12 protein-coding genes are annotated in these 12,905 nt (G+C 57.3%); 5 read left to right on the top strand and 7 right to left on the bottom strand.

Features of this window, described 5'->3' with window-relative positions; all coding sequences use genetic code 11:
• The 3 genes from smc (at position 1) to ligA (ending at position 6,922) form a co-directional block, all read left to right on the top strand.
• The gene (gene smc, locus BMZ32_RS10925; protein WP_090241994.1) at positions 1-3,489 is read left to right on the top strand and encodes a chromosome segregation protein SMC; all 3,489 of its coding nucleotides are present in this window, start codon (positions 1-3) and stop codon (positions 3,487-3,489) included.
• 180 nt (positions 3,490-3,669) lie between these two features.
• A complete protein-coding gene (gene zipA / locus BMZ32_RS10920) occupies positions 3,670-4,491 on the top strand; it encodes a cell division protein ZipA (RefSeq protein WP_090241993.1) in 822 nt (273 codons plus the stop codon).
• Between the two features lie 61 nt (positions 4,492-4,552).
• A complete protein-coding gene (gene ligA, locus BMZ32_RS10915; RefSeq protein ID WP_090241992.1) occupies positions 4,553-6,922 on the top strand; it encodes an NAD-dependent DNA ligase LigA in 2,370 nt (789 codons plus the stop codon).
• A gap of 102 nt (positions 6,923-7,024) precedes the next feature.
• Here the strand turns inward: ligA and queD are convergent, their stop codons facing one another.
• Positions 7,025-7,381 (bottom strand): 6-carboxytetrahydropterin synthase QueD, encoded by a 357-nt coding sequence (queD, locus tag BMZ32_RS10910; RefSeq protein WP_090241991.1) that lies wholly within the window; start codon positions 7,379-7,381, stop codon positions 7,025-7,027.
• A 344-nt stretch (positions 7,382-7,725) separates the two neighbouring features.
• On the opposite strand from queD, the gene BMZ32_RS10905 reads away from it, so the two are divergent.
• Positions 7,726-8,193, top strand: a complete 468-nt coding sequence (locus BMZ32_RS10905; RefSeq protein ID WP_090241990.1) for a DUF3429 domain-containing protein — start codon at positions 7,726-7,728, stop codon at positions 8,191-8,193.
• Here BMZ32_RS10905 and BMZ32_RS10900 read toward each other — a convergent pair.
• Positions 8,161-8,712, bottom strand: a complete 552-nt coding sequence (locus BMZ32_RS10900; RefSeq protein ID WP_090241989.1) for an AAA family ATPase — start codon at positions 8,710-8,712, stop codon at positions 8,161-8,163. The genes BMZ32_RS10905 and BMZ32_RS10900 overlap by 33 nt on opposite strands.
• Positions 8,709-9,275, bottom strand: coding sequence for a nicotinamide riboside transporter PnuC (pnuC, locus tag BMZ32_RS10895; RefSeq protein ID WP_090241988.1), 567 nt, complete (start codon positions 9,273-9,275; stop codon positions 8,709-8,711). The genes BMZ32_RS10900 and pnuC overlap by 4 nt, the downstream gene beginning before the upstream one ends.
• A 163-nt stretch (positions 9,276-9,438) precedes the next feature.
• Here pnuC and BMZ32_RS10890 point away from each other — a divergent pair, with 163 nt between their 5' ends.
• Entirely contained in the window at positions 9,439-10,536 is a 1,098-nt protein-coding gene (locus BMZ32_RS10890; RefSeq protein WP_244153957.1) for an ABC transporter substrate-binding protein, read from the top strand.
• A gap of 1 nt (position 10,537) precedes the next feature.
• Here the strand turns inward: BMZ32_RS10890 and BMZ32_RS10885 are convergent, their stop codons facing one another.
• The 4 genes from BMZ32_RS10885 to BMZ32_RS10870 all read right to left on the bottom strand — a co-directional run bounded on the left by BMZ32_RS10885 (position 10,538) and on the right by BMZ32_RS10870 (position 12,766).
• The gene (locus BMZ32_RS10885; protein WP_090241987.1) at positions 10,538-10,756 is read right to left on the bottom strand and encodes a DUF2970 domain-containing protein; all 219 of its coding nucleotides are present in this window, start codon (positions 10,754-10,756) and stop codon (positions 10,538-10,540) included.
• Positions 10,757-10,800: 44 nt separating this feature from the next.
• The gene (locus BMZ32_RS10880) at positions 10,801-11,034 is read right to left on the bottom strand and encodes a DUF1272 domain-containing protein (protein WP_090241986.1); all 234 of its coding nucleotides are present in this window, start codon (positions 11,032-11,034) and stop codon (positions 10,801-10,803) included.
• A gap of 186 nt (positions 11,035-11,220) precedes the next feature.
• Positions 11,221-11,490: a hypothetical protein gene (locus BMZ32_RS10875; RefSeq protein ID WP_090241985.1), complete on the bottom strand. Its 270-nt coding sequence runs from the start codon at positions 11,488-11,490 to the stop codon at positions 11,221-11,223.
• A gap of 196 nt (positions 11,491-11,686) precedes the next feature.
• Complete coding sequence (locus BMZ32_RS10870) at positions 11,687-12,766, bottom strand: patatin-like phospholipase domain-containing protein (protein ID WP_090241984.1); 1,080 nt, start codon at positions 12,764-12,766, stop codon at positions 11,687-11,689.
• Between the last annotated feature and the right edge of the window lie 139 nt (positions 12,767-12,905).

Below are 12,905 nucleotides of genomic sequence, written 5' to 3'. Positions count from 1 at the left end.
ATGCGGCTCAAGTGCATCAAACTCGCCGGTTTTAAATCCTTTGTCGATCCGACTACGGTCAGCTTCCCCAGCAATATGGCGGCAGTGGTTGGGCCCAATGGTTGCGGTAAATCGAACATCATCGACGCCGTGCGCTGGGTGATGGGCGAGAGTTCCGCGAAGAACCTGCGTGGCGAGTCGATGACCGACGTCATCTTCAATGGCTCGAATACGCGCAAGCCGGTCACTCAGGCCTCCATCGAGCTGATTTTCGACAACTCGGACGGCACCCTGACCGGCGAGTACGCGGCCTATGCTGAGATTTCCATCCGCCGCCGAGTGACCCGCGACAGTCAGAACACCTACTTTCTCAACGGCATCAAATGCCGCCGGCGCGACATTACCGACATCTTCCTCGGCACCGGTTTGGGCCCACGCAGTTACTCGATCATCGAGCAAGGCATGATCAGCAAGCTGATCGAGGCCAAGCCAGAGGACCTGCGTAATTTTATCGAAGAAGCCGCCGGCATCTCCAAATACAAGGAGCGCCGCCGCGAAACCGAGAGCCGCATCCGCCGTACCCACGAGAACCTGGCACGCCTGACCGATCTGCGTGAAGAGCTGGAGCGCCAGCTCGACCGCCTGCATCGCCAGGCCCAGTCCGCCGAGAAGTATCAGGAGTACAAGGCCGAGGAGCGTCAACTTAAGGCGCAGCTCACGGCTTTACGTTGGCAGGCGTTGAACGAGCAGGTGGGTAACCGCGAGGCGTCAATTAGTAACCAAGAAGTTAGCTTCGAAGCACTGGTGGCCGAACAACGTAATGCCGACGCCAGCATCGAACGACTGCGCGATGGTCACCACGAGCTGAGCGAGCGCTTTAACCTGGTGCAGGGGCGTTTTTATTCGGTTGGCGGCGATATTGCCCGGATCGAGCAAAGCATCCAGCACGGCCAGCAGCGCTTGCGTCAGCTGCAAGACGATCTCAACGAGGCTGAGCGCGCGCGCCTGGAAACCGAGTCGCACATGGGGCATGACCGCACCTTGCTGGTGACCCTTGGTGAAGAATTGCACATGCTCCTGCCTGAGCAAGAGCTAACTGCCGCAGCGGCGCAAGAGTCTGCGGCCGTGCTGGAAGACTGCGAAAGTGCCATGCATGGCTGGCAGGAACAATGGGACGGTTTCAACCAGCGCAGCGCCGAGCCGCGTCGTCAGGCCGAGGTGCTGCAGTCACGGATTGCCCAGCTGGAGCAGAGCCTTGAGCGCCTTGCCGAGCGTCAGCGCCGTCTCAGCGATGAGCTGCAGCAATTGGCGGCCGACCCGGAAGATGCCGCGATTATCGAACTGGGCGAGCAGATCGCCGCAGGCGAGATTAGGCTGGAAGATCTGCAGATTGAAGAAGAGCAGCAGGCTGAACGCTTGCTGCAACTGCGCAATGACTTGCAGCAAAGCGGGCATAGCCAGCAACAGGCGCAAGGTGAGCTGCAACGGTTAAGTGGTCGGCTGGCCTCGTTAGAAGCCTTGCAGCAGGCCGCTCTCGATCCCGGCAAGGGCATTGGCGATTGGCTGCGCGAACAGCAACTGAGCGAACGGCCGCGCTTAGCCGATGGCTTACGCGTTGAAGCGGGTTGGGAGCTGGCGGTGGAAACCGTGCTGGGGGCTGACCTGCAGGCCGTGTTGCTGGATGACTTTAACAGCCTGGATTTCGCCGGCTTGAGCCAGGGCGATTTGCGCTTGGCCAGCCTGGGCAACAACGCTGAGCGGGTTGCCGGCAGTTTGTTGGATAAGGTTGAAACCAGTGTCGACCTGGCACCCTGGCTGGGCCAGGTCAAGCCGGTGCAGAGTCTGGATGAGGCGCTGGCGGCACGATTGAGCCTGGCTGAGGGCGAAAGCCTGATCAGCCGTGACGGCTATTGGGTGGGTCGGCATTTTCTACGGGTGCGTCGCGCCAGCGAAGCGGAAAGTGGCGTGTTGGCCCGTGGCCAGGACATTCAACGCCTGAACTTGGAGTGTGGTGAGCGGGAAGCTGCGCTGGCGTTGCTCGATGAACGTCTAGAGCAATTACGCGAAAATCAGCGCGTCCAGGAAGAACAGCGCGAGCTGCAGCGTCGCCAAGCGCAAGATCAGGCACGTCGTCTTGGCGAGCTGAAAGCGCAATTGTCGGCCGGGCAAGCGAAGGTCGAGCAACTGGTTCTTCGGCGCAATCGCTTGGACAGCGAATTGCTGGAGCTAGCCGAACAGCGCGAGATCGAACATGAGCAACTGGGTGAGTCACGCCTGCATCTGCAGGATGCCCTGGATGCCATGGCCACAGACAACGATGAGCGGGAAAGCTTGCTGGCGCGACGTGACAGCTTGCGTGAGCGCCTTGACCGAGTTCGCCAGGAGGCCCGCCAGCACAAAGATCACGCCCACCAGCTGGCCGTGCGCCTTGGCTCGTTACAAGCCCAGCATGATTCGACCCAGCAAGCGTTGCAGCGCCTTGAGTTTCAGGCCGAGCGCCTGCACGAGAAACGCGAGCAACTCGACCTTAATCTGGAGGAAGGCGCCGCGCCGCTGGAAGAGCTGCGCATGAAGCTCGAAGAACAGCTCGACAAGCGCATGGCCGTAGAGGATGAGCTCAAACTGGCGCGTCTGGCCCTGGAAGATACCGATCGTGAGCTGCGTGACGCGGAAAAGCGCCGCACTCAGGCCGAGCAGCAGGCGCAGTTGCTGCGTGGCCAGTTGGAACAGCAGCGGATGGATTGGCAATCCCTCACCGTGCGCCGTAAAGCGCTGCAGGAGCAGTTGCTGGAAGACAATTACGACCTGCATGGCGTGCTCGCCAGCTTGCCGGCCGAGGCCAGTGAAAAAGCCTGGGAAGATGAGCTGGAGCGTCTGGCGGCGCGCATCCAGCGTCTGGGCCCGATCAACCTGGCGGCGATTGACGAATACCAGCAGCAGTCGGAGCGTAAACGCTACCTGGATGCACAGAACGCCGACTTGGTTGAGGCGCTGGACACCCTGGAAAACGTCATCCGTAAGATCGACAAGGAAACCCGCAACCGCTTCAAAGAAACCTTCGACCAAATCAACGCGGGCTTGCAGGCGTTATTCCCGAAGGTCTTCGGCGGTGGCAACGCCTACCTGCAGCTGACAGGTGAAGACTTGCTGGATACCGGGGTAACGATCATGGCGCGCCCGCCCGGCAAGAAGAACAGCACCATTCATTTGTTGTCCGGTGGTGAAAAAGCATTGACCGCATTGGCGCTGGTATTTGCCATCTTCAAACTCAACCCGGCCCCGTTCTGCATGCTCGACGAAGTCGATGCGCCACTGGATGATGCCAACGTCGGGCGTTATGCACGGTTGGTTAAAGAGATGTCTGAAACCGTACAGTTCATCTATATCACCCACAATAAAATCGCCATGGAAATGGCCGATCAATTGATGGGCGTAACCATGCATGAGCCAGGGTGTTCGCGTCTGGTGGCAGTGGATGTAGAGGAAGCCCTGGCGTTGGTGGAGTCCTGAGGCGCTGGGCGGTGTAAAGTTGTCTTTCGTCGTGCTAGCTTAACGCGCATTGTTATAAAGCTATCTGTTAAAGGCAGGGTAATGCCTTTCATAACTGGGCTTGGCGTGACACAAAAGAATTAGCAAAATGGCCCTGGATGGCCTTTTTCATCACATTATTATTAGGGGTTAAGGTATTTCATGGAATTCGGTCTGCGCGAGTGGCTGATTGTCATCGGCATTATTGTGATTGCTGGCATCTTGTTTGATGGCTGGCGGCGAATGCGCGGTGGCAAGGGCAAACTCAAGTTCAAACTTGACCGCAGCTTTGCCAACCTGCCGGATGATGACAGTGACCCCAATCTGCTTAGTCAGCCGCGGGTTATTGATCGTAACCATGAACCGGCGTTTGACGAAGAAGACTTACCGTCGCTGAGCGCAAGAGAGTTAAACCGTCGCACGGGTGAGCCTCACCAGGGTGACCTTAACCTGGGACAGGAAGAACCAGTGCCGACACTTCTCAATCCAGTGGATAGCGACGTAGTTAAGCCTGCTAGCCAGGCCAAACAAAGTACCAAGGAGTTGCCGCCGGTTGAGGAAGTGCTGGTGATCCATGTGATCGCTCGGGATGAAGAAGGCTTCAAAGGCCCGGCACTGTTACAGAATATTCTGGAGAGCGGCCTGCGCTTTGGTGAGATGGATATTTTCCATCGCCACGAGAGCATGGCCGGTAATGGCGAAGTGCTGTTCTCCATGGCCAATGCACTAAAACCTGGCACGTTTGATCTCGACGATATTGAAGGTTTCAGTACCCGGGCGGTGAGTTTCTTCCTCGGCTTACCCGGTCCGCGTCATCCCAAGCAGGCGTTTGATGTGATGGTGGCATCCGCGCGTAAGTTAGCCCATGAACTCAATGGCGAGCTAAAAGATGATCAACGTAGCGTGATGACGGCGCAAACTATCGAGCATTATCGTCAGCGCATTGTTGAATACGAGCGCAAGCAACTGACCAACAAGCGCTGAATTAACCTGTGAAGTAGAAAGAGCAGCCAAGGCTGCTCTTTTCGTTTGAGAGAACACCGCAATGACCGACGCCTCGATTGCCGCCTCGCGCATTCTGCAACTGCGTGCCGAACTGGATGAACATAACTACCGTTACCACGTCCTCGATGAGCCGAGTGTTCCGGACGCCGAATATGATCGCCTGTTCCATGAACTGAAAGCGCTGGAGACTCTGTATCCAGCGCTGGTTACCGCTGACTCTCCTACTCAGCGGGTGGGTAGTCTGGCGCTTTCGGCTTTTGGCGAGATCAAGCATGAGGTGCCGATGCTCAGCCTGGGCAACGCCTTCGAAGAGACCGACCTGTTGGATTTTGAGCGCCGGGTGCGCGAGGGTCTGGATCTGCCGGCAGGCGATCTGTTTGGCGGCGCGGCTGTGGTCGAGTACAGCTGCGAGCCTAAGCTCGATGGTCTGGCCGTCAGCCTGTTGTACCGCGATGGTTTGCTGGTACGCGGTGCAACGCGCGGTGACGGCAGCACAGGCGAGGACATCAGCGTCAACGTGCGCACCATTCGTAACGTGCCGCTAAAGCTGCAGGGTGAAGGGTGGCCAGTCGTGCTTGAGGTGCGTGGTGAAGTCTTTATGTCCAAGTCCGGCTTTGCTGCGCTTAATGCACGGCAGCTAGAGCAGGGCGGCAAGACCTTCGCCAACCCGCGCAACGCCGCTGCTGGAAGCCTGCGTCAGCTGGACTCAAAAATCACCGCCAGTCGCCCTTTGGAGTTCTGCTGTTACGGCATTGGCCAGGTGCAGGGTGAGTTGCCGTCGACGCATATTGGCATTCTTGAGGCGTTGAAACAGTGGGGCATGCCGATCAGTCGCGAGCTGAAGCTGGCCAACGGTGCAGATGAATGCCTGGCGTATTACCGTGATATCGGCGAACGGCGTGAGTCGCTGGTCTATGAAATTGATGGTGTAGTGTTTAAGGTCAACAGCCTGGCCTATCAGCGCGAGCTGGGGTTCCGTGCCCGCGAGCCGCGCTGGGCGATTGCCCACAAATTTCCGGCCTTGGAAGAGTTGACTGAGCTGCTGGATGTGGAGTTCCAGGTCGGTCGTACCGGCGCGGTCACCCCTGTGGCGCGCTTGAAGCCCGTCAAGGTGGCCGGCGTCACCGTATCCAATGCCACGCTGCACAATATGGATGAAGTGGTGCGCCTTGGCGTGATGATTGGCGATACGGTGACTATCCGCCGCGCCGGAGATGTGATCCCACAGGTGGTACAGGTAGTGCTTGAGCGGCGTCCTGTGGATGCCAGGCCCGTGCAGATCCCCGAGAGCTGCCCCGTCTGTGGCTCGCATGTCGAACGCACCCAGTTGGTTAAACGCAGCAAGGGCAAGGAAACCTTCAGCGAAGGCTCGGTGTACCGTTGCGTCGGTCGCCTGACCTGCGCAGCACAGCTTAAACAGGCGATCATTCATTTCGTTTCACGCCGCGCGATGGATATTGAAGGCCTTGGCGACAAGACCATCGAGCAACTGGTCGATGAGGGCCTGATCACCTCACCAGCCGATCTGTACCGGCTCAAGTTCGAGCAAATTATCAACCTGGAAGGCTTTGCCGAGGTCTCCTGCAACAAGCTGCTACAGGCTATTGCAGACAGCAAACAGCCCAGCCTGGCGCGCTTTATATACGCCCTTGGCATCCCTGATGTGGGCGAAGAGACGGCCAAGGTTCTGGCGCGGGTATTGGCTTCGCTGGAGCGTGTTCAGCAAGCCCTCCCTGAGGTGCTGACCTATCTGCCGGATATCGGCCTGGAGGTGGCGCATGAGATTCATAGCTTCTTTGCCGACAGCCATAACCGGCAGGTGATTGCGGCCTTGTTGAGTCGCGACGAGTGCGGCCTGCAATTGCAGGAGCAAGGCGAGTTGAGTGCCGAATTCAGCGCCAGCGTCACGTTGGCGGCGATGCTCGATAAGCTGAATATCCCGTCGGTGGGGCCTGGCGGTGCACAAAAACTGGCAGACAAGTTCGCCAACTTGGAAGCCATCTTGGCGGCTGATTGGCTGGACATGCGGCAAACCCTACCTGAGAAGCAAGCGAAGGCCGTGCGTGAGTTCTTTGACAACGTAGCCAATGCTGAGCGCGCGCGCGCCATTGAAGCTCAACTGCAAGCCTTTGGCATGCACTGGCATAGCGAGAAGAAAGTCATTGCAGGCTTACCATTGGCCGGCCAAACCTGGGTGTTGACCGGCAGTTTGGAGATGATGAGCCGCGATGTCGCCAAGGAAAAGCTGGAGAACCTAGGGGCCAAGGTAGCGGGTTCGGTCTCCGCGAAAACCAGCTGCGTAGTAGCCGGACCAGGCGCGGGCTCAAAACTGGCGAAAGCCAGCGAGTTAGGGCTGCGAGTAATGGATGAAGCGCAGTTCCTAGACGCCTTGGCAGACTTCGGCCTCTAACCCGTCGCGCTAGGCGCTGAGGGCTTAGCCTGGATCGATTCAGTGCGACAGATGCCGTTGAGTTGCTTGCCCAGCGCCATAACAGGCGCTAGCAAGCGCTGATCAGTCACCGCGGTATTCGCAGCCGCTGGTACACGTTTCATGGATGCGAATGCGCGACAGTTCAGGCAGTAGCGGCTTCAGTTGTTGCCAGATCCACTTGGCCAGGACTTCACTGGTGGGGTTTTCCAGGCCAGGAATGTCGTTCAGGTAGTTATGGTCGAGTTGCTCATACAGCGGCTTAAAGATCGCCTTGATCTCGGAGAAATCACGAATCCAGCCGGTATACGGATCGACTTCACCTTCGATATATACCGCCACCTTGAAGGAGTGACCATGCAGGCGTCCGCACTTGTGGCCTTCGGGGACGTGAGGCAGGCGATGCGCGGCCTCAAACATAAACTCTTTGAACAATTCCACGGGGTTTCTCTCAGATGTACGCGGCCAACAGCACGCTTAGCAGGGCGTGAATGTTACCAGCTCACTCATTGTTAACCGAGCCCCGCGAAAATTGGATAGCGTTTTAGGGGCTTGCACCTCAGTGGATAGAGACTGCTGGCATGGTCGATCGTATGGCTTTGGCGTCCTAGCGCTGAGGCTAAAGGGGCGGTCCAATCAACTCAGCCTTGCTGGGTATTGAGTCTTTAACGCTGCAGGGCAAAAGCAAGCCACCAGCGCTGAATAATTGAGAGCATGCTCTTCTACAGCGCTGCGTATGACCTTAAAGTGCGGCTTATTCAGGATCGCTTAACAGGAGTCAAACTATGCATCCATTTGATGCGCCGCATCCGCCTAAATTGGCGTTACTACTCGGCTATGCCGGTCTGGTGCCATTCGTAAGCGGTGCTCTGGGGATTTGGATTACCCCGGAAGGCTGGCGGGTGGTGGTGCTGGCAGCACTGCTGGATTATGCCGCAGTGATTCTGGCGTTTATGGGGGCTATTCACTGGGGCCTGGCCATGCGTGCAGAGAATGCGGGCGAGCCGGCACAGGTGCAGTTGGGGTTGTCGGTGATACCGCCCTTATTGGGCTGGCTGGCGATCAGTGGCGGCATGCCGACCAGTTTTGCCTTGCCTTTGTGTTTGCTGGCGTTCGGCGGCTTGTATGCAGCAGACCTAAGGGCCGTCAAGCTGGGGCTGGCTCCGCGGTGGTACCCCAGCCTGCGCCGCCCCTTGACGGTTGTCGTGTGCCTGAGCCTGCTAGTGGCCTGGGCGAGCGTATTGCTGCGTTGAGTTGAGCCAGTGCGCGACCGTTGCCAAAGTCTGTTCGCGTCGCTGCGCCCAGTTGCCTTTAACACTCAGCAACGGCTGTTGGTGTAAGCGCAGCCAGTCCTCACACTGCTGGTAGAACGCCTGCCGTTGGACCAATTCTGGCTGGCAGCGTTGGCCATCGTCTAGCCAAGGTACGTCAACCGGGTCCAACAGCAGGTGCAGGTGGTAATCGCGTTCCAGTAGGGCTTTTTCGATCCAGGCGGGGCAGTCGCCAAACAGGGCGTGGCTCCAGAGCAGATTGCTGAGCAAGTGGGTGTCGAGAATCAACAGGTCTGGGCGCGCCGCTCTTGCTTGGTCCTCCCAGGTTAATTGGCCTTGCGCAATGGTACTGATATCGGCGTAACAGGTATCTCGCTGCTCGCGCTCAATGAAGTGGCGCACATACTCGCCAACTAATTGCCCGCCAAAGGTCGCTTGGATTTGCCCAGCTAACCAGCTTTTACCACTGGACTCCGGCCCGGTAAGTACCAGTACTTTCATGTGCAGGCCAGGGTGCGATCACGTCGCCAAGTCAGCCAACCGCTGACCGCCAGCAGGGTAAACACACCATACAACGCTGCCGTCGGGTATAGGCCTTGCTGCACAAATAGGGCTACAAATAGCAGGTCCAGTGCGATCCACAAGGGCCAGCATTCGACCCGCTTCTGTGCCATCCATACTTGTGCCACCAGACTGAATGCACTGAGCGTCGCATCCTGCCAGGGCGCGGCGGCGTCCGTAAAAGTGGCCATCAGGTAACCGAGAGTAAGCGCACCGCCGGTGCCAATCGTAAGGCTAGCCACTATGCCCTGCTGGCTTAGCCGGCTGACTTGCACGCCGGTATGGTGGCTGCCGCCTCGTGTCCACAGCCACCAGCCGTAGCCTTGCAACGCGGCATACACGACTTGCAACAGCATGTTTGAGTAGAGCTTGCCGTCATAGAAGATCCACGCATACATCAACACCATCAGTAAACCCAGCGGCCAGCACCAGCGATTTTGCCGTACGGTCAGCCATACGGCCCAAACCCCAAGGGCTGACGCGAGAATTTCCAGAAACGACATACGACACCGGTTAATAAGAGGCCAAAACAGCCGGCGATTGTAGCCATTGTCGCTCGTAGCGTCTTGGCTGCACACGACGTATGTCGGCTGGGTGGCTAATTGCCATAGCTTTACCGATATACTCCGCGCCCGATCTAGGAGGTGCTTGGTGTTGAGGTCCGTTTTGGCTGTTATTGGCGCTTTATGTCTATTGGTTTTCAGCCAATTAGCCCCTGCGGCTATAGAGAATTCGCGCGTGGCGGATAAGGCACCCGCTTCGGTGTTATTCCTGAATCCAGGCTTTTCTGATGAGCCATTCTGGGTAGGGTACAGCGCCTTTATGCAGGCCGCAGCTGACGACTTAGGCATGCAGTTGCAGATTATCTATGCCGAGCGCAATCAACAAAATTTGCTGGAGCAACTGGGCACTCTATTAGCCAGTGGTAAGCAACCGGACTATCTACTTTTCGTCAATGAGCGCAGCACAGCCCCTGAAATACTGCGGTTATTCGAGCACAGTCCAACAAAACTGTTCTCGCTGAACAGCACATTGACTGCCGACCAGCAACAGTTTGTCGGCGGCTCACGTCAGCGCTATCCAAACTGGATAGGCAGCCTGGTAGCAAACGATGAAGAGGCGGGTTATTGGATGGCCAAGGCGCTGATTGCAAAGCTCAATGGTCGAGCAGGCAGCTTGCTTGGATTTACTGGAACACGCGATACACCCGCTGCGACCCTCCGTGAGGAGGGGTTGCACCTAGCCTTGCTTGAGCATCCAGAGGTTAAACTGGAACAGCTACTCTATGGTGAGTGGAGTCGGCAGCGTGCTTACACGCAGGCGCAATTGATGCTGCAGCGCTACCCTGATGTGCAGCTGATCTGGTCAGCCAATGATGAAATGGCCTTCGGTGCGATGCAGGCCGCACAGGAAATGAGTAAGCAGCCAGGCAAAGACATTTTTTTTTCGGCGCTGAACAATTCAGAAGAAGTGTTACAAGCCCGAATTGATGACAAGTTGTGTGTTCTGGTGGGCGGGCATTTCACCTTGGGCGGCTGGGCCTTGGTCATGCTGCACGATTACCACGCGGGGCTGGATTTTGCTGAGCGTGGTGGCAAAGACCGGGTTGATCAGGTGTTTACCCTGCTTGATAAAGACCAAGCCAAGCGGTTAATGCGCCGTCTTAAAACACCAGGTTATGCGCTGGATTTTCGCCAGTTTAGTGCGATCTACCGACCGCAGATGAAGGATTACAGGTTTTCCATCCAGCCCTTGTTGCAGTGAGTTAAACGCCTGCCAAATGCAGTACCAGTTTGACCACAGCGAAGATCACCAGCACAAATGTCGCAGTGAACAGAACACCGAGAATAATGAAGTGACTGGGTTTGCCGCGGGAAAAATCACGGCTGCGGTTTTTGCCACTCTGCACCCCGAGCGCCGCACTTAGCACGCTCTGCAGCATTTCCCATAACGTCAGCGGTTTATCGTTTTCATCGTCCATCATGTAGTCCTCCTGTACACACAAGGTAGCTGCTTTATACGGCAATACTAGGTGTCAGGCTTATTGACGCGGACGGCCGACGCGGGGTGCTTCAATAACTTGACCAGTGGTCGACGTGGGCGCTGCAGTAACTCCCCCGCGCAGTTCGGACAGGTGCCTTGCAGGGTGTGCTGGGCACATTCTCGGCAAAAAGTGCACTCGAATGAGCAGATCAAAGCATTGGCTGAATCAGCCGGCAGATCACGGTCACAGCGTTCGCAGTTGGGACGTAATTGCAGCATGGCAGACTCTTTGTAAAAGGCTTGTCTGCTGAGCATAAACGCTGGTGCTCAGGTGCCGCAAAATTGTTCAGCAGCGCCATGAGCACATGTTAGCGCCGCACACTCATTAGCCGATACGCTGGCAAGCCAGGGCTCTGCTTAAGAAAAGGCCGATTAGGCATTCAGAGCCCTTACGCGAATAGCGGATTACTCGGGCATGCTCCACGGTTCCAAGGTGAAGCCTTGCTGACTGAGTTGCTCACGGGACTGCTTGAGCATGTCCGCAAACTGCACGGGGTCGCTATAAATGCTGCTGGAAAGCTGGGTACGGCCGAGCAAACGGGTGCTGGTACGGTCGATTACACTCAGGCTGAGGTTGCCAGAGCCATCTTGCGGAGCCCAGGCCACGCATTGGAAAGGTTGAAAGGCACGGTCAGCAATCAACAGGGCTTCGTTAAAACGCAGCGGTGCGTTCATGGGGTCGGTTTCTCCCAGGTGATCCCAAATACACAAGAGCAAACGGTAGTTTCGCTTGCCAGTCATAGCTGTTGATGAGCGAAGTTGACTGTAAAGTCACATCTTGGCCAAAAAATGCACGTATCTGTCCGATAAACAGCCGTTTTATCGGTGCTGTGACTAATGAGCGCTGCACGCTCAGTTTGGTCAGGCCCGTTTACAGCGGCTGAAGACAATCGCTAAGACGACCGGTTTCAACCAGCTCGAGGAACTCATCGCCCAGTCGCTGGCTCTCGCTCATGGCCGTGCGCCAATAGCGTTCGCGGCCGGCGTCATCGTTCAGGTAACGGCTGAAATCCTTACGGTCGGGGAGTTTGCCGTGGGGCAGGCGTGCCAGGTAGTCACGTGAAGGGGCGAGCAGTAGAACATCCTGTAACCGCCCAGCATCACCGCGCCGCCAGGGCATGCCCTTGTCGAACCAGCCTGGGATGACCTTGTCGGTGAAGTGTGGGTAGAGCACGATGTCCTCGCCGCTGTAAGGCAAGTCGAGGTGATAGTCGAGGAGGCCGCCATCACGGTAGGTGCCGGGGCCAGCGCCCGGAATATCGCGCACCCCTTGCATGATCATCGGAATCGAGCCTGAGGCCAGCAGTGCATGACGCAAATTACCGCTGTCGAGTTGCAAGTAGCGCGAAGGAAAGTCACTCAGCGGACCCAGCGGCGGGGCCGAACGCGCATCGTGCAGAATCAGTCGTTCAAAGTGCTTAGCCAGACGCGCTCGGCCCATCAGGTTACTGCCAATGACCGAAGACAAGCCCAGGCTCAGTGCGCCACGGTGATCGTGCTGCAGCAGGCCGTGGCTTTTCACCACAACAATGTTAAGCCGGTAGTGCGGGTTGCTGAGGATGCTGGCCTCGTCACTGCCGAGCAGCTGCTCCAGCATCAGGCTACAGCTGCTCGACACCTGCGCCATGCTCACCCCCTTGGCAAAGCGTTGCGAGGTATACAACTCGCCTAGACGGCGCAGGCCGGCTGCTGCATCCGGTAGGCAGGCACTGGCGAAGCGCCAGGAACCAATGGACGCGCCAATTAGTGAACGTTCACGGGGGGCTCGGGGCAGCCAGTCACCAAACAAGGCCAGGTCCAACCCTTGAATACCCAGGGCTTTGGGCCCGCCTGCCGCACCGGGCAGAATGCCGACATCTGCCGGTTGCAAGCCCTGCTCACGAATGCGGGCGAGGGCGCGTTTGCCGGCTTTGATCGTTAGAGCTGGGGACTTGATTACTATCGCACTCATGCTGGCCTCCATCGCGCAGGGCCGCGATTATAAAGCGTTGGGTTTTGAGACCAAGCGACTTCAGCGCGTGAATGATGCGCGCACGGTTCAAAATAAATCGTGTTTTAAGCCTATTCAGCTTGAGTTAAGTCACGTGGCG

Source organism: Pseudomonas guineae (genome assembly GCF_900113745.1).
GTDB classification, from domain to species: domain Bacteria; phylum Pseudomonadota; class Gammaproteobacteria; order Pseudomonadales; family Pseudomonadaceae; genus Aquipseudomonas; species Aquipseudomonas guineae.
Note: the sequence above shows the minus strand (reverse complement) of the source record. Positions and strands in the feature narration are given on the sequence as shown.